Genomic DNA, 17085 nt, shown 5'->3' with positions numbered 1-17085 from the left:
AAAAAAGGTGGGGATTCATTTGAGCATGAAAAAGGTATTAAAAGAAGTGACAGAGTTCTTTACAGAATTCGTAAAACCTCCTTATAAAATAACGGCGGTCCAGCCAACAGAGCAAGGATGGGAAGTTGAGGTGGAGGTTATTGAAGAAAAAGAATATATGAAAGCATATGCGAAGGATCAAATGATAGGGGTCTATCATGCAAAGCTCAATAAAGAAATGGAAGTGGAATCGTTTAACCGGAGGGACTTGCGCTCAAGAAGCTCAGTGGAATTGAATAATGAGTAATGGTTATTGGCAATGGAGGCGAAGGACATGAACAAACAGCTTGAAAAGGAAATCGTTGCACACTCCAAAGTGGAGGCTCTCACATCACGTACACTGGAGTATTTAAAAAATGGATTCCCGGTTCACTTTACAGGACCTACTGGTGTTGGAAAAACATCTAATGCTTTTTATGTTGCAAAGTGTTTAGAGAGACCTGTGGTTGTTTTGCAAGGACATGAGGAAATGACCAATGCTGATTTGCTTGGGGACTTCAATGGGTACACGAAAAAGCTTTTAGTAGATAACTATATTCGATCAGTGGTAAAGAAGGAAGAAACGATGAAGGAGTCATTTCAAGAAGGAGTACTTTTTGAAGCTGTAAAAAATGGATATACCCTCATTTATGACGAATTTACAAGATCTAAGCCAGAAACAAATAATCTATTTCTATCAGTAATCGAAGAAAGAATTCTTCCACTCTATGGATCCAAGCATGAAGAAAAATGGGTGAAGGTTCATGAGGATTTTTCTATTATTTTTACGAGCAACCCTGCAGAGTATGCTGGCGTTCATAAAACACAAGATGCCTTAATGGACAGAATGATCACATTAGAACTGGACTATATGGAAAAGAATGCAGAAACGGCAATCTTAACACAAAAGACAGACATATCGGATGAGGATGCTGAAAAAATCATTCATTTCGTTGCTGCTCTTCGAGATAAATGTTTAAGTAAAGGCAAACAGGCACCTGGAATACGAGCAGCGATTATGATTGCGACCCTTTACAAGCAAAAAGATATGACACTTAGTGCAGAGGATGAGGAATTTAAGCAACTTTGTATAGATATCTTATTGCATCCTGTCCATAAGGGTATGGAATACAAAGATAAGTCACGGACTTTGTCTTTAATTACGCAGGAACATAAAAAAGCATTTGGAGGGAATACAAGTGGAAAATAACTTAGGATTCTACACATTTTGTGTGATACCAAACAACCAGAATCACACTTTAGGAGAAATAGAATTAGAAGGTAGAATTACACCTTTGCAATTATTAGATCACAACGAATTTTCCATGGTAGTAACAAAAGCGCCAATTAAAATCTACCACCCGAATAAAGAGAATTTATTAGCTCATCAATCTGTTGTATCAGAATTAATGAAAAAAACGACAGTGATCCCGATGAGTTTCGGGAATGTATATGAAACAGAGGCAGATATCGAATTTCTGATGAAATCACTTTATTCTGACCTCAAAGAAGTCTATCAAAAAGTAGAAAATAAAATAGAAGTAGGTTTGAAGGTTATCGGCGATGAAGAGTGGCTAAAAGCGGAGATGAATAAAAATCAAAAAGCGATGAAACTAAAAGAAAAAATAAAAGGGAAATCGGAAGCTGCATCCTATTATGAAAGGATTGAACTGGGAGATATAGCGCAAACATTCATGAAGGAAAAAATGCAAGTCTGCTTGCAGGAAATCTTTCTTCCATTAGCTGAACAATCAGAATCTGCTAAGCAGAACGAGACGATTGGTGGAAAAATGCTCTTGAATGCTAGTTTTTTAATAGACCGTGACAAGGAAGCTTCTTTTGATGAACTTGTTAATACAATTTATCAGAAATGGCAAAGTAAAGTTGATTTTAATTATTCAGGCCCATGGCCAGCATACAACTTCATTGACATTAAATTGAAAGCGATGGAAGCATAATGCTTCATAAGCTATTCACAGCTCCTATTGGAATGGTAGTTAAACTCGGGGAGAAAATAAAAGAAGAAGTGGATAAGGAGATTTATGATATCGATCATATTCAAAGGCAATTAGTTCAACTTGAGATGCTGGCAGAAATGAATGAGATTACAGAAGAGGAGTACAACAAAAAAGAAATTGAATTGCTACAAAGATATGAGCATGCGAAATTACGAGAACAAAAAATGTTTGAAGAGATGAAAAGAAAGGAATAGGGGAAGCAATGGAAATTACGAAAACAAAGAACTCATTATTTTACTTATATGGATTGATTCCAACTGCAGAATTGGGGAAAAAGAAGCTTGGATCCTTAGTTGGGATTGATAATCGTCATGAAATTTATTTATTGAAAATAGCCAATGTTACAGCACTAATATGTGAATTGGATGAGGAAGAGTTTTCAGAGAAGATAATCGAGGAAAAAGTAAAACATGATATGGCGTGGTTAGAGGAAAAAGCCTTTCACCATCACCAAATATTAGAAAAAATCCATCAACATTTTACATTAATTCCATTGAAATTTTGCACCATTTATAAAAATGAAGAGAATATTATTCAATCAATTAAAAATGAGAATAAGAGATTTGAAAAATTATTTGAAACAATCTCAAATAAAGAAGAATGGAACGTAAAAGTATATTGTGATGATCCTAAAGTTAAAAAAGAAATAGTAGAAAATTCCTCTACTATTAAAAAGGAAGAGGAGTCTCTTCAAGATTTGTCGCCAGGAAAGCAATTTTTCGCCAAGAAAAAGTTACAACAAAAAATGGATGAAATGATTGTAACTGCAAAAAGAGAATATTGTGAGGACATTCATCAACAAATAGTAGTATTCTGCGACGATTCAGAGATTAAGAGAAATTGGAATCAGGAAATGTCCGGAAGAAAACAGGATATGAATTGGAATGCGGTTTATCTTGTTAACAAAGATGATCAAGAGCTGTTTATGAAGAGGTTAAAAGAGCTTCACAACAGGTACATAGGTTTTGGTTTTACAATTGAATGGACTGGACCATGGCCTTGTTATCACTTTGCTAACCTTTAGGAGGTACGGATAAAATGCCGTCAGCATACGGAGTGGACAAAAATCAAGATGTTTCTCTTTTGGATATTTTGGATGTCATTTTAGATAAAGGTATTGCATTAAGGGGAGAGCTAATTATTTCAATAGCTGACATTGACCTAGTTTATTTAGACTTACGACTACTTATTACGTCAGTTGATAAACTAATGCAGTCAAACGAGCGGAAAACGATTGATGAGGAGGAAGAAGAATGGAGAGGCAACCCGAAAAAAGTGGAAAAATACAATTAGATCCAGATAATGTGGAACAAGGCCTTTCGCAATTAGTACTAACAGTAATTGAGCTATTACGCCAGTTAATTGAACGACATGCACTAAGACGGGTCGAGAGCGGGACATTATCAGAAGAAGAAATAGAGAGGCTTGGAACAGCATTAATGAAGTTGGAAATTAAAATGGAAGAGCTAAAAGTGATTTTCGAACTTGAGGATGAAGATTTAAATATCAATCTTGGTCCACTTGGAAATCTGCTATAATTTTTTCGTCCATGAAGGAGTTGTTTTTATGACAATGCAAACACCATCTAATGCAAGTAACCTTGTCGAGGTACTGGAAAAAATTCTTGATAAGGGAGTTGTTATCGCAGGAGATATCAAAATTGGTTTAGCGGACGTAGAGCTTCTTACAATTAAAATCCGCCTACTTGTTGCATCAGTGGATAAGGCAAAAGAAATTGGTATGGACTGGTGGGAAACGGACCCTTATTTTTCTTCAAAAGGGAGAGATAAGGAACTCCAAGAACATAATGAGGCTCTCCTAAAAAGAATTGATGAATTAGAGAAGCGTTTAGAGGCACCAAAAGAATAGAATTAAATTCGACGAGCAGTGGTTTGGAAGAATAAACAAGCCCTGTTTTTTTTTGCTGTATATAAAAAAGGCATTTCACATACACCTTAGTGGCTGTATGGATATGCCTTCATTTTCTGTCTTTTGCTTCTACGCTTCCGCTTTATTATTTAAACATAAATTTCTTCGTTCGATATTTCACACTCATCACTATACCCATAGCCATCATATTAGTGAGCAATGCACTTCCCCCGTAGCTCATAAATGGAAGAGCAAGTCCTGTTATAGGCATTAATCCGATGGTCATGGCGATATTTTGAAAGATTTGGAATGCAAGCAGGCCGACAACGCCTGTTACGAGATAGGTTCCATAAGGGTTATCACAGCTAATGGCAATAATAATTAATCGGTAAATCATGATAAAGTATATCGAAATAACAAGGGTTGCACCAACAAATCCAAATTCTTCACCAATCAAGGCAAAAATAAAGTCAGTCTGAACTTCAGGAATACGTCCGCTTTGCGATTGAACGCCCTCTAAAAAACCTCGGCCTGCTACTTGACCAGAACCAATGCCTTTTAATGCCTCAGTCAGCTGAAAACCATAGGATGACGCGTACTCTTCACGGCTTAACCATCCATAGATTCTTTCCAGTTGATGGGGTTTAATAACCTTCGAAAAGAGCTCAAAATAATTATTATGCAAATAAACCAAAGTTGCTAAACCAGCTGTTGCACTTCCAGCTATGATGGAGAGAATTCGCCAGGATGCACCGCTGATGAATAGCATGGTAACCATTAAAGCTCCTACTACTAAAGCAGTTCCTAAATCAGGCTGTAAAAGAATAAGCCCAAAAGGTGGTAAAGAATAGGCCATAATTTTTACTACCACACTTAATGGTGTCTTGTTATCCAACTCGTGCTTCTCTTTAGACCATTTATAAATTACTCCTGAAAGTACAAGAAGTAAGAAGATTTTCATAAACTCTGAAGGTTGGAGTAAAAACCCACCAAGATTAATCCAACGCTGTGAACCATTTCTCTCGGTACCAATGAATTCAACAGCAAAAAGAAGGATAAGCCCTATCGAATAAAAAGGTAAGGCGAGATTTTCCAATAACTCATAATCAAAAAACATAATGGCAAACATAATGCCAATACCAACGATGTACCAAACAATCTGCCGTTTTACAAAATAATACGGGTCATTAGCAAAATATTGACCCGATGCACTATAAACAGCTAATAAACTGATAATAAATAGTAAAAACAGCAGAAATAACAGCGTATAATCAATACGATTATACTCTAGCTTGTTATTTTCTGACCCCATGTAGATTCTGTCTCCTCTCTAGCTTCTCGCGCAATGGTGGCGTGTTTCGATAAGTGGACAAGAACTCCTGCTGCAAAAATAGTGATAAGGAGGGAGGATCCCCCATAACTTATAAACGGTAGTGTGATTCCGGTAATTGGTAAAACACCACTTACCGCACCAGCATTAAAGAAAACCTGACTGCTAATTTGAAAAGTGATTCCAAGTGCGAGCAGTTTTCCAAACGGCTCTTTAATGGCGACGCCAATTCTAACTCCTCTAATCAATATTATCAAGTAAAGGAGAAAAAGAAACAATATCCCGAAAATACCTAATTCTTCAGAAATGACTGCCAGAATAAAATCGGTATGGGCTTCAGGCAAGTATCCTAATTTATGGATTCCCTGGCCAAGGCCTCTTCCAAAAATCCCAGCATCTCCTATAGCAATAAAAGAGTTAACTAATTGAAACCCAGTATCAGATTCGTTTCCGAAAGGATCGATAAACGAGGTTAAGCGTTCCATTCTATAGCTAGCAGATGTTGCCAGGAAGCCAACAGAAACTGCTGCAATGGTAGCTAACACAATGATATGCTTCCATTTAGCTCCAGAGCAAATTAGAATTGCTCCACAAGCGACAAGTATAGATGTGCCTGTCCCTAAATCAGGCTGGAGAAGAATTAAAAAGAATATAAAAACTAGCACTGCTAATGGTGGCATAATCCCTTGTTTAAACTGATGGATATATGGCTGTTTTCTTGCATATACCCTTGCAAAATAAATAATCATCACTAATTTTGCGATTTCTGAAGGTTGTATACGAAAACCAAACTCCAACCATCTTCTAGATCCATTAACCTCTACTCCAATGAATGGAATTAATACTAATAATAGTCCGAGAATAATGCCTCCAACAAAAATTGGAGTAAGTTTATCATAAATTCTATAATTAGTAATAATAGCAAAAATAAAAACAGGTATACCAATAATCAGCCAGTCCTTTTGACGATTAAAAAAGTAGGCATAGTCTCCGTGTCTTTCATAACCTAGCAGCATACCTGCACTATAAACCATAATCAATCCATATGTACATAGCAGCACGATTGCAGCTATCAATATCCAGTCAAGCTTTTTAAAATGTGTAATCATCTTCAATACTCCTTATAAACAAAGGCTCCAGTATGTACCAAATCGTCAATCAGAAAAGAATCTCCCAACATAATTATACAACACAAGTACATTACAAAGATATTGGGAATATATGAAACTTACATTACATCAAAAGCCTGTCAGGCATATGAGGGTTGGATGAAATGCACTGTTAAGTTAAATGGGGAACCGTCATTTGTTGAGGTTCCCCATCTATTACAACTATCTCATCAAAAAGTCCACAAGTGAACCTTGTATTTTTTTCGTGTGGTCGATGAAGTTTTACTTAATTAATGATGCTCTTAGCGTAGTCACATCATTTTCCAAATAACCCTTTAAACAAGTTAAGGTATATACCCAACCTTCTTTCTGTCCCATCATTTTATTTACTATTTCCGGGTCATCTTCATTCAAACCTGATTCGTTAACTTCAATATCTGAATTTGAACTATTCCACTCTTTTAACGTAATAGTTACAACTGTTTCTTGTCCATAATCTCCCCACGAGAACACGATTTGCTTATTATTCACTATTTCTAATACCTTTATATTGCCTTGAGCATTATATTCGTCATATCTCAATGTTATTGTTTTACCTTGTTCCCAACGTTCAGAGCTCTTTGAGAACCAAAAATTCCCTATTTTTTCCGGATCTACGATTGCTTCAAAAATTTCATTTGCAGTTCTTTGTATGTTCATTTTCGTAAATACTTGAGTATCCATCTAAATCATCCCTCTCTGAGATCAATAATTGACACTTCTAAAGAAAAACTACTATAAATCCCATTAGTTAAGACTATTCATCGATATCTAATAATTGTAAGAGTCTGTACTTTTCAAAACAAAAGATGATAATGGGTATTCCTCAAATGTTTGTGCCAATAACAATTATACAAAGGATTGGGATAGGTATCAATTATCACCATTTTTAACACGTCCTCATGAAAAACCTGAATGGGGTACTTGGAAGAAAAGGATCTTAAGATCTCGAGGACAAAGCCATGGAGCTAGCCCTTGCCGATTCAAAATTTGCATTAGATCCCTTCGAACCTCATAAGCAAAAAAGAAGCTACAATATTTCAGCTTCTTTGCTGGCTATGTTTTCTGATAAAAAATGCATCTTCCATAGTAGGTGCTACAGCTTTAAATCCTGGTGCGGGTTTTAGACTGTTTGCACATCTCACCACAAGTTTATCTTTTATTCTTCCAGCATAGACAATAAGATGTTTTTTGGAAAAATTTTCGTACAAACTATCTTCCATTTCACCTGTCCATATTGTAAGAGGCAATTCGTGTTTCCACATTGTTTTAGTTCCTTCGTATTGTAGGGTTCCTTCATTCATCCAAATGACGGAGTTACAGATTGCCTCCCACTCATTTAATTCATGGGTAGCAACAAGAATAATAGTATGTGGAGCAATTTTCGATAAAAAGTTTAGCAGGCTTTTCCGCTCGTGAATATCTAAATAATTAAGAGGTTCGTCTAAAAAGATATAGGTTGGTTTTCCTAAAAATGCTTGTGCTAAAGCTAAACGCTGTTGCATCCCTTGGGAGAGTCGTTTAATTTTTGTTTTTTGAACATCTCTTAAATGAAAGATTGAGAGTAGCTCTTCTGTTTGATGAATAGAAAGCTTCTTTGGGAGTCCTTTTAATTGGGATAAATAAAGTAAAAGCTTTACTGGAGTAAAATCCTGATAAAGCTCTAACCCAGTAGGAACATAGCCAATTTTACTCCTTACCGCTAGGAGATTGGAATTCATCGTATCTCCATGGTAGCTAATCTCACCTTGTGATGGCCTCTTGGCGGTTGCCAAAAGGCTTAACAAGGTAGACTTTCCAGACCCGTTATGACCGACGAGAATATTAATGCCATGTTGAATAGTTAGTTCTTCAATAGTCAAAGAGAACTTTTTGTATTTCCACTGAATGTCATTTATTTTTATCATTTGAAGGCCTCAATTGTCTTACACTGTCTGGATATTTAAACTTTTTTTATAGGACAGGAATAATAGTAATAATCCTAATGTTATGAGTGTTCCTTGCGCAAACAATACCTGGCTATAGGAAACCCCTACATATCCAAAAATGATTTGATAGATTGGCCCAGAAAGTATAAACCCAATCCAGGTTGCTATTCCAAGTCCGATTCCGTATTTAACACCTTTTCGCATCATCATATAAGCAATTACTCCATAAATAAACATCGATGGAGCGATCCAATAGAGTAGAAAGGAAAGCAGGTTAAATGCCAATTCCGTAGTCAAACTTATATAAACAGAGCCTACTATACCAAATAAAATATTCATAGCAAAAATAACAATCATTCTACTTAATAAAAGCAATGCAGGAGGGAAAGGTGTAATGCTTTCAATGGTCCGCATTTGTTTATTCCATGTTTGATACGTATAGAATATCCCTAATAAAATGGACAATGGAACGGCAAACTGAAAATATATTTTTGCATCTGAAAATGGTTGGTTAGATGCTAATAGAGTTAACATAATAAAGATAAGCATGCTTGCAATCCAAAAATGCCATTGGTAAAAAGAAACTTGTGCTTTTAGTTGTGATATTAGACTTGGTGGCTCAATAGAATTAAAATTAATCTCTTCCACTGGTTCATTCCCGATTTCGTTAAATGCAGGTTGAAGTGATGCTAACAAAGCTTTAGTATCTTGGCTTGAAGGTGCCTTTACGACATACGAAGAAAATGCGTCTTTTAATTCATCTTCCAGCTGATATAGTTCTTGTTCTTGGTTGTGTTGTTCTTTCATTTTCAATCGCCTCCTCTTCATCTTCTTCAAGTACCTTTTTAAGCTTTTTTAAAGCGTGGAATAGATTAGATTTTACGGTTCCTAACGGTAAGTCCATTATTTCTGCAATCTCCTTGAGTTTCATATCTTGGTAGAACCGGAGCATGACAATTTGCTGTTGAGATTGTGACAGATGACTTAATGAGTGAAGTATTTCTTTTCTTGTCTCTTGTTTTTCATAAATTTCAACAACTGATGCCAGTGGATCTTCCGTGACAGGCATTTCTTCTTTCGCCGTATCTTCTGAACGATACTGTGCACTCCTCCAATAATCTTTGCAAATATTAGAGGCGACTCTATATAGCCATGCTTTTGGATAACTGGGAATTTGTTTGTTTTTTAATTGTTTTAATAACCTAATAAATGTTTCTTGTACGACATCTTCTGCTTTTTTAGCATCTTTTAGTAGTCGTTCTACATATTGATGTATCGGAACATGATAACGATGAATAAAGGCTTCAAAAGCTGCCTGATCTCCATCTGCCATTTGTTCCAATAGCATTTCATCACTTATCACCAAATCTCACCCACTTTCAAACGTATTTTTCCAGTAATTTAACCACTCAAAATATGTGAAGGAATCCTTCTTATTGGTTTGAATGTCCCAGTAAATTTCTTTTAATAGTACTTTTACTTTATCTAAGTTCCCTTTTTCAATTTCTTTAATAATCATAAGAATAATACGTTCATTGTAATTAGGGTGATACTCATCAATCATTTTATCTATTGCTTCAAGTGTAGTTTGTTCCTCAAGATTCAAATTCCAACTCAAATGAGATGACGCTGAAAGATAATTACTTGAAGACCAATTGAATATATAGAAATCATCCCATTCATAGTTGTACAAATCTTTAAATAGTACAACTAGATATGCCTCGTTAATTCCTTGTAGAACGTCAGCTTCACTATGATTCGTAGATACTCCAAATTCCTTGAATAACATGTATGATAAAAGTTGAGTTTTTAAGTCTAACATGGTGACATCAACAAGTTCTTCATCTATATAAGTGATGCTTGCTATTTTATTTTCAAAAAATAACGTTTTGTCAAGTTGGTTGGTTGGATAGGATTCCATTCCCGTTATTCTTAATGAAGGGAGATAAGCCAATTTGATTGAATGCACTTCAGATATGTCAAGCCAGGAGCTAAAGTATTGAACTGCTTGGGACAAGTCGTTTAGTTCCTCCCCTAACTTCTTTGCATTAGCAGGAGTGGATATAACAGGAAAAGGTAGAATATTATCTGCTTCTATTACATTTTGGTTAGAAAGCAAAGTTATTCCCTTAGCTTTTAAATTTGAAAAAACTTGCTTTCCATCTTCAACTTTTCTCTCACCACTACTATATACTTGCTGCTGAAACCCTTGTAATTCCACGTAATAGTCTGAATCAGGGAGGTTTTGCTGCAATATGAATAGCCTATTATACAAAATGTTATATAAATAAGAATCAAATTCATTATCTACAATTGTATAAATAGCATAATCTCCTGGAAGAGGATACCATCCAATATAGGAAGGAAAGAACATATCATTTTTGTGTAAAAAAGCATAGTTTCTTTCTTGTGAATTGATATAACCCCACTCATTCAAACTACCCTTATAGATTACCTCTATACGATTAATATTTTCTTGTTCTAGAGGAGGCAATTGTATTAAATAGTTCTTTTTCTCAAATGAAATAGGTTGCCCATTCCATTTTATAGACTCTATTTCAAAGGTAGGATATAGAGAAAAATTAATTTCTGAGTGATCGTTTTTTGGTATCAATAATTCAGCATGAACGGTGAATGTTGAGTTACCTGTTCTCGTTACATGTAAATGATAGCTTTCTACGTCATAAAAATTTTCAAAACTGGCTTGATCATAAGAGTAATACTCCTCTTGCTTGGCTGTCGCTTTTAAATAATTGTAGTTCTGTAATCGATTTGCCCACAAGTTTCCATATGGCATAAAGGATGCAAAGGTAATGACAACTACGATTGCAAACAGTATCCATTTTTTATTTCTATAAGATGTAATTCTGTCTGTGGATGATTTTATTATGGTGATTGCAAGTAATAGTAAACTGAAAAAGAAAACAAATACTTGAGAGTATAGCTTTTCTTTTTGATTTAATCGATAGCCCCAGTCATCTGATGAGGTGCTATCAAGAAAAAATTGGTTCAAATGAAACGTTTTAAGAAAATATAAATTGTAACTTGTGATAATAAAGCCTTCCATAAAGAAGGTACCAAACATCCATGCACAAAAAACTATGATGTAAACAATTCGATTGGAAATTAAAACAGCTAGTACCATTCCTAGTGCAATAGAAACTCCGTAAGAAAGTTGGCTTTGAATAGTAAGCTGTATTCCCTGTTCCATTAAGTAAGCAAAGGGTTTATCAAAATCTCTTCCTAGCCAATAAAAGGTAGCAAAGAATAGAAGAGAATAAACACTGCTATATATAAAAAGAGCTAAATATTTTGCAAGTACTATACTCAAGAAAGAATTAGGTAATGAATTAGTCCAATCCAATAATACTGTTTGTTTTTCTCGCCTGATGGCTAGAACACTGGCTAGAAAGATAATTCCAAGTGATAATGTATGACCGATGGAAAGAAACTCCGTAATGATTGTATAGAAATCTGTAGACGTTTGACTGTTATTATTAAACCAAAGAGCCATCCCTAACAAATAGATGAAAGGTCCTAACATAAAGAACCAATTTTTTAGGGTAAAAGCTCCTTCAAAGTGTAATAGTTTAAGAAATTTCATCTAGTTAGTACCCCCCAATAGGGCAAGGTATCCATCCTCAAGAGTTGGTTCCACTAAGCTTGCTCCATAAAAAGGTTTTTCATCTGCTAGGATGCGAACATTCATATGGCTTCCCTTATATTCTGTGCTAAGAAGTGTTCCGTCTGAAAAGCTTTCTAAAAATGTAGAAGCGACCATTCCCTCCCAAACCTTGTTGCATGCTTTTTCTTTTAAATCTTCAATTGTAGAATCTAACAACAGCTTTCCGTTTTGAAGAACGGCAATGTCATAACAGCTACTCTCAATATCTGTTACCACATGTGTAGAAAGCAGAATACTTTTCGTTAATCCTTCTTTAGAAATCATATTTCGAAACCTTAATCTTTCTTCTGGATCCAACCCGACTGTTGGTTCATCTAAAATAACCAGCTTTGGGCTCCCCATAAAAGCTTGTGCGATTCCAACCCGTTGCTTCATCCCATGGGATAATGTTTTTAGTTTCTCCTTTGCTTTTTTCTTTAAGTTGACTTCATTTAACCAGTAATCTATTTGATCTCGCCGTTCTGCTTTGTTGTGAATTCCTTTCATAACACCAACAAAGTCAAGAATTTCAACTGGAGTCAGCTGTGGATAAACGTGAAAATGCTGTGGTAAGTATCCGATAACACTTCTAACTTTTTCAGGATCAGAATTGATGGAGTACGAATCAATGAAAATATCTCCTGCTGTTGGTTTCATAAGAGTAGCCATTATTCTCATTAAAGTAGACTTGCCAGCACCATTTGGACCAAGTAGACCATAAATTCCATTGGAGATTTCTAAATTAACAGATTGTAATGCTTTGTGGTGTTTATATAATTTTGAAAGATTCTTTATCTCTATCATTAAAATGCCTTCTTTCAAAAAATGCTAATAGTTATGTGTCTCATTAATTATAACGAAAAGGAAAGAAAAAGGTTTAAACCTCTTAGGAATTATTTAAGGGGAATGTTTCCAATTTAATAGAATGCAGGTAGAGGGTGAGTTTTGGTTAAATGGTAGCTTGCTTGTCCATTTTGATAAAAGGCTGTTTTCGCAATCTTTGTTAGAATATTATTAATAAATTGTAACCATCGTTACTGTCGTGCTCTTTTCCTGCCACTTAGTATAATGTAAGAATAAGTATTCAAGCAACAGGTTAATTGCAACAAACTTTTAGAAAAGAGCCTAATTAAAAGGTCGTAATTACCCCTAGCCCCTTATTAATCATAATTTTGACCATAAGAGGCTATTCAAGGTTTCTTAGTTATAGGCTGTTTTCGCAAACTTTGTTGCTTTTATGAACTTTATTAATAAATTGTAATTCGTAATTATCGTCACTGTCGTGCTCTTTTCCTGCCATTTAGTTGAATTTAATGGATAAGTATTAACTTTTAGAAAAGAGCCTAGTTATAAGACATTCCATCTTAATTCAATAGTAAGGTGGCAGCATTGTGTTCCTTCTGCCTGGGAGGACATTGTTAATCGAATGCCATCAGGCGTAAAGTCAACATGTATTCCTGCGTGCACACCTGTGGACTTTATCAGCTGATCGACCTTTTTTTTATTTCCCTCTTGTGCTGCGCTCATTACTTCTGAAGCGAATACTTTGGAATCTGATAATTTTTGCAAAATGATACTTGCTTCTTTCATCAGGCTTTGCATCGCACTAGCAGATTCAGAAAAGAATGTGGCATCAACAGGAGGATATGGACGCTGATAGTAGACGATTGGATAAGAAGGATAATAAGCTGGCATATAGCCATTTCTATGAAAATGATAATAATGCGGATATTCGTAATAGTACATAGAGTCCCTCCATGTATTTCATTATGGCTGTATTTTCCCTTATGGGGGAGAAACACCCCGAACTTACGTAAAAGTAACAACGGAAATCCAGCCTATACTAATATTCACTCTATGCTTTGGAAGACAGAATGGTTAATTTCCATTCAGTCTTTTTTATAGCTGTTTTCGCAAACTTTGTTGCTTTTACGATTTTTATTAGATACTCGTAATAATCGTTTCGGTCGGGCTCTTTTCCTGCATGTAGTTTCAGTCAAAAGGACAAATTTTGAATGAACAGCACGTAAAAAGTCCAAAACCCGACTTTTTACCGGTTACTAGCAACAATCTTTTAGAAAAGAGCTTATTTATTTAATTGTGTAAGGACTAGCTTTTCCCATAGTCGCCAAGGAAGTAGTCTTTTCAAGAATACTGTCACCCTTACACCTTTTCCAATCTTATACCGCAAGGAAGGAGTTGTTGTAGAAGTGGCTATTTCTAAAACAAGTTTACCTACTTCTTGGGGGTTTCCATAGGAATGACTGTCTTTATTAAGTCTGCTGCTAAGTTTTTGAAACATCTTTGAATAGGGGGAATGATCTTGGCCAGCTTGAGCTGACATATACGTTCCAGAAGACCAAATATTTGTTTGAAATGAACCAGGTTCAACTAGTACAACATCCACACCAAAACTAATCATCTCAAGTCTCAAGCTTTCCGTGTATCCCTCAAGAGCATGTTTAGAAGAGACATATGGGGAAAGTCCTGGGAATCCTATTAAACCACTAATGGAGCTGATATTGACAATTCTTCCACTATTTTGTTTTCTCATAATGGGGAGAATGGTATTGGTTACTCGGATTACGCCAAAAAAATTGGTTTCAAATTGAAGCATATATTCGTCTACCGTTAACTCTTCAGAGAAACCAGCCACTGCAAATCCAGCATTATTTATAAGAACATCCACTGAACCTAGCGTATGTACAAACCTTTCAAATTCATTTACAGAAGGTGTATCTGAAACATCCAATAGTTTAATAGTTAAACATTTTGTATCCAAGTCCCTTAATTCGTTTAATAGTATTTGTTTCTTTGCTTCATTTCTAATAGTAGCAACGACATGATATCCAGCCTGTAGAAATAATTTAGTGAAAACCATACCAAATCCACCAGAAGCGCCTGTAATTATCACAGTTTTTCTTATCATATATATATTATCTCCATTTCATTTACTATATTATCAGTTTGCCATAAGCATAAAGAAATCGGCAAACGTATATATCAGTCTATTCTCTCATAAACTATAAAAAAAAATGTTGGGGGTGGAGGAGATTTTACCTCGGAAAATGAAGGTTCAAGGAACTGCAAAGAAAGAAGTCCAACCAGATATAGCCATTCTTCAATTAGGTGTAGTTACAACAAACCCCGATGTAAGAAGGGCGCAGGAAGAAAATAGAATACTAGCCAACAGGATGGTTCAAGCACTAATTGAAGCAGGAATTACTCAGCAGGATATCGAAACGTCCTCCTACACTTCCTTTCCTCGTTATGAAACTGATTCAGCAGGGAATTCAGTTATTTCAGCATATGAAGTGCGTCACATTTTTAGGATTAAAGTACGGGATATAACAGGAACAGGTGAGATAATTGACCTTGCATTTGAAAATGGTGCTAATGTATCGGAAAGTGTCTCTTTTGAAGTTTCTCAATATACGAAAATTTATCGGTATGTTCTCCAACTGGCAGTCAAGGATGGAGCAAAGAAAGCCCAAGCCATCGCTGAGACAATGCAAGTGTGCCTAGTCCCCATACCGGTAAAGGTAGAGGAGGTTTCACAACAGCTATTCCCGGTACCGCGCTATACTGCTTTTTCAATTCAAGAAAAAGCAAGTACCCCTATTGAACCACAGGATGTAACGATTAATGCAACGGTAAATCTGGAATATATTTATTAGAGTTGTAGTCGTAAAAACGAAAAGTTCTAAATTGACTGTAGACCAGTTTCTTCATAAATGGGGTGAGATCATTTCGGATTTGCAGGTAATGCTTCCTATTCTAATTCTATTTTCTGTGTATTTCCTTCTTACAATAGTATTATTAAGAAAGAAGCGATAAAAGGGAGGAATTTGAATTGGAGCTAAAAGATACACTCATAGATTTATTAGGTATTGAGGTAGTGGAACTGTCAAAAGAAAGAGCTGTGGCAACTATGCCAGTTGATAAACGAACACATCAACCATTCGGCTTGCTACATGGAGGAGCATCTGTTGTACTGGCAGAGACAATAGCAAGTATCGGTACATTTAACCTAATAGATCAGAAAAATGAAATCTGTGTAGGGTTAGAAATTAATGCAAATCATATAAAAGGAAAAAAAGAAGGAGTTGTAACAGCGATTGGGACTCCTCTTCATCGTGGCAAAACTACGATGGTATGGGATATCAAGATAGTAGATGAACAGGAAAAATTGATATGTGTCTCTAGATGTACAATGGCGATAATGAAAAAAAGATGAAGGATATTAGAAGCAGGATAAAAAATATGATTTTTTGTCCTGCTTGAGTTTTACATGCAATAAGTCGAGCACGAACGGCTCATCAACTTCGGTCCCCATTCAACTTACTTCAACCCATTTCAAAGTGAGCTACTTGCCTGCATTCATTTGTAGCCGCTCTATATGCTTCAAGCCTTCCCTGCGACTCAATGGCGCAAGCTTTGTGCCTTCAATAAAATGCATTACCTGTTCTGGAGAGGTTTTTGAATATTCCCTTAAGGACCACCCAATTGCTTTTTGGATAAAAAACTCTTTTGATTCCTTCGTTTTATTAATATAGAAAAACAATTTTTCTTCGTCCGTTTTCTGTTTATATTTCAACTGATATAGAATGGCTGATCGTTGTAGCCAAAAATTTTCTTCTGTTATCCATCTATCCGGGAAATCTTGAATATAGTTTCGATTTTTTAGCAATAATTCTCCGACATGATGTGGTGCAAGATGATCGACTGTATCCCACCAGGAGTTTGTAATAATTAGTTTTTCAAGAAACACGAGGTGCGAAGGGTTCATTTTTTTGATTTGTTTATCAATCATCGCCAATGCAGCATAATGAAATTCCCGTTCAGGTTGACCATACAAAAAAGTCACAAGAGGTTCGATCCATTCAAGCTCAGGCTTACCATTTTTCTTGAAAAAATCTTGAAGGAGGGCCTTGCGTTCTGGGGATTTAATTCCTAAGAAAGGAAAGAGATTGCGCATGTATTGTTCCATTGGTTCTTTTTTTTCAAGATTTATATGTTCTTTAAACAAGACTAACAGTTCTTTTCTGTAGGAATCTAACGTTATGGACAAAAAAATCCCCCCAATTTCTCTGATTATCTAAAAGAATAC

Annotated in this window: 21 protein-coding genes; 10 read left to right on the top strand and 11 right to left on the bottom strand. The window is 35.6% G+C overall.

Annotation, left to right across the window (positions count from 1 at the left end; all coding sequences use genetic code 11):
- The first annotated feature begins 25 nt into the window (after positions 1 to 25).
- From gvpO to LRP81_RS08910, 8 genes are read left to right on the top strand one after another with little or no spacing between them, the layout of a single operon-like run.
- On the top strand, positions 26 to 286 hold the full coding sequence (gene gvpO / locus LRP81_RS08945; protein WP_317987055.1) for a gas vesicle protein GvpO: 261 nt from the start codon (positions 26 to 28) through the stop codon (positions 284 to 286).
- 27 nt (positions 287 to 313) lie between these two features.
- Entirely contained in the window at positions 314 to 1228 is a 915-nt protein-coding gene (gvpN, locus tag LRP81_RS08940; protein ID WP_230500924.1) for a gas vesicle protein GvpN, read from the top strand.
- The gene (locus LRP81_RS08935; protein ID WP_230500923.1) at positions 1218 to 1976 is read left to right on the top strand and encodes a GvpL/GvpF family gas vesicle protein; all 759 of its coding nucleotides are present in this window, start codon (positions 1218 to 1220) and stop codon (positions 1974 to 1976) included. Before gvpN ends, LRP81_RS08935 begins: the two co-directional genes overlap by 11 nt.
- On the top strand, positions 1976 to 2230 hold the full coding sequence (locus tag LRP81_RS08930; RefSeq protein WP_230500922.1) for a gas vesicle protein GvpG: 255 nt from the start codon (positions 1976 to 1978) through the stop codon (positions 2228 to 2230). The genes LRP81_RS08935 and LRP81_RS08930 overlap by 1 nt, the downstream gene beginning before the upstream one ends.
- A gap of 8 nt (positions 2231 to 2238) precedes the next feature.
- Positions 2239 to 3060: a GvpL/GvpF family gas vesicle protein gene (locus LRP81_RS08925; RefSeq protein ID WP_230500921.1), complete on the top strand. Its 822-nt coding sequence runs from the start codon at positions 2239 to 2241 to the stop codon at positions 3058 to 3060.
- Positions 3061 to 3074: 14 nt separating this feature from the next.
- Positions 3075 to 3329, top strand: a complete 255-nt coding sequence (locus LRP81_RS08920; protein WP_230500920.1) for a gas vesicle protein — start codon at positions 3075 to 3077, stop codon at positions 3327 to 3329.
- Positions 3290 to 3574 carry a gas vesicle protein K gene (locus LRP81_RS08915; protein WP_230500919.1) on the top strand — a complete coding sequence of 95 codons (285 nt, stop codon included), beginning with the start codon at positions 3290 to 3292 and terminating at the stop codon, positions 3572 to 3574. The genes LRP81_RS08920 and LRP81_RS08915 overlap by 40 nt, the downstream gene beginning before the upstream one ends.
- A 28-nt stretch (positions 3575 to 3602) precedes the next feature.
- The gene (locus tag LRP81_RS08910) at positions 3603 to 3905 is read left to right on the top strand and encodes a gas vesicle protein (RefSeq protein ID WP_230500918.1); all 303 of its coding nucleotides are present in this window, start codon (positions 3603 to 3605) and stop codon (positions 3903 to 3905) included.
- Positions 3906 to 4050: 145 nt separating this feature from the next.
- Here the strand turns inward: LRP81_RS08910 and rodA are convergent, their stop codons facing one another.
- The 10 genes from rodA to LRP81_RS08860 all read right to left on the bottom strand — a co-directional run bounded on the left by rodA (position 4051) and on the right by LRP81_RS08860 (position 14904).
- Positions 4051 to 5217, bottom strand: coding sequence for a rod shape-determining protein RodA (rodA, locus tag LRP81_RS08905; RefSeq protein WP_230500917.1), 1167 nt, complete (start codon positions 5215 to 5217; stop codon positions 4051 to 4053).
- Entirely contained in the window at positions 5193 to 6344 is a 1152-nt protein-coding gene (gene ftsW, locus LRP81_RS08900; protein WP_230500916.1) for a putative lipid II flippase FtsW, read from the bottom strand. The genes rodA and ftsW overlap by 25 nt, the downstream gene beginning before the upstream one ends.
- A 282-nt stretch (positions 6345 to 6626) precedes the next feature.
- Positions 6627 to 7067, bottom strand: coding sequence for an SRPBCC family protein (locus LRP81_RS08895; protein ID WP_230500915.1), 441 nt, complete (start codon positions 7065 to 7067; stop codon positions 6627 to 6629).
- Positions 7068 to 7423: 356 nt separating this feature from the next.
- Positions 7424 to 8290: an ABC transporter ATP-binding protein gene (locus LRP81_RS08890; RefSeq protein WP_230500914.1), complete on the bottom strand. Its 867-nt coding sequence runs from the start codon at positions 8288 to 8290 to the stop codon at positions 7424 to 7426.
- Between the two features lie 18 nt (positions 8291 to 8308).
- Positions 8309 to 9118, bottom strand: a complete 810-nt coding sequence (locus LRP81_RS08885; protein WP_230500913.1) for a hypothetical protein — start codon at positions 9116 to 9118, stop codon at positions 8309 to 8311.
- Positions 9069 to 9674 carry an RNA polymerase sigma factor gene (locus tag LRP81_RS08880; protein WP_230500997.1) on the bottom strand — a complete coding sequence of 202 codons (606 nt, stop codon included), beginning with the start codon at positions 9672 to 9674 and terminating at the stop codon, positions 9069 to 9071. The genes LRP81_RS08885 and LRP81_RS08880 overlap by 50 nt, the downstream gene beginning before the upstream one ends.
- Positions 9675 to 9680: 6 nt before the next feature.
- On the bottom strand, positions 9681 to 11915 hold the full coding sequence (locus LRP81_RS08875; protein ID WP_230500912.1) for an ABC transporter permease: 2235 nt from the start codon (positions 11913 to 11915) through the stop codon (positions 9681 to 9683).
- Positions 11916 to 12779: an ATP-binding cassette domain-containing protein gene (locus LRP81_RS08870; RefSeq protein ID WP_230500911.1), complete on the bottom strand. Its 864-nt coding sequence runs from the start codon at positions 12777 to 12779 to the stop codon at positions 11916 to 11918.
- Between the two features lie 543 nt (positions 12780 to 13322).
- Positions 13323 to 13721 carry a glucose-1-phosphate adenylyltransferase family protein gene (locus LRP81_RS08865; RefSeq protein WP_230500910.1) on the bottom strand — a complete coding sequence of 133 codons (399 nt, stop codon included), beginning with the start codon at positions 13719 to 13721 and terminating at the stop codon, positions 13323 to 13325.
- Positions 13722 to 14061: 340 nt separating this feature from the next.
- Positions 14062 to 14904, bottom strand: a complete 843-nt coding sequence (locus LRP81_RS08860; protein WP_230500909.1) for an SDR family oxidoreductase — start codon at positions 14902 to 14904, stop codon at positions 14062 to 14064.
- Between the two features lie 139 nt (positions 14905 to 15043).
- Here LRP81_RS08860 and LRP81_RS08855 point away from each other — a divergent pair, with 139 nt between their 5' ends.
- Together LRP81_RS08855 and LRP81_RS08850 are read left to right on the top strand one after the other, a co-directional pair.
- Positions 15044 to 15652 carry an SIMPL domain-containing protein gene (locus LRP81_RS08855; protein WP_230500908.1) on the top strand — a complete coding sequence of 203 codons (609 nt, stop codon included), beginning with the start codon at positions 15044 to 15046 and terminating at the stop codon, positions 15650 to 15652.
- Between the two features lie 176 nt (positions 15653 to 15828).
- Positions 15829 to 16212, top strand: coding sequence for a hotdog fold thioesterase (locus LRP81_RS08850; protein WP_230500907.1), 384 nt, complete (start codon positions 15829 to 15831; stop codon positions 16210 to 16212).
- Positions 16213 to 16341: 129 nt separating this feature from the next.
- Here LRP81_RS08850 and LRP81_RS08845 read toward each other — a convergent pair whose 3' ends face one another.
- Positions 16342 to 17040, bottom strand: coding sequence for a DNA alkylation repair protein (locus LRP81_RS08845; RefSeq protein ID WP_230500996.1), 699 nt, complete (start codon positions 17038 to 17040; stop codon positions 16342 to 16344).
- Positions 17041 to 17085 lie beyond the last annotated feature (45 nt).

Source organism: Sutcliffiella rhizosphaerae, from assembly GCF_917563925.1.
In the GTDB taxonomy this organism is placed as follows: Bacteria; Bacillota; Bacilli; order Bacillales; family Bacillaceae_I; genus Sutcliffiella_A; species Sutcliffiella_A rhizosphaerae.
This window is presented reverse-complemented; position numbering and strand designations above follow the sequence as displayed.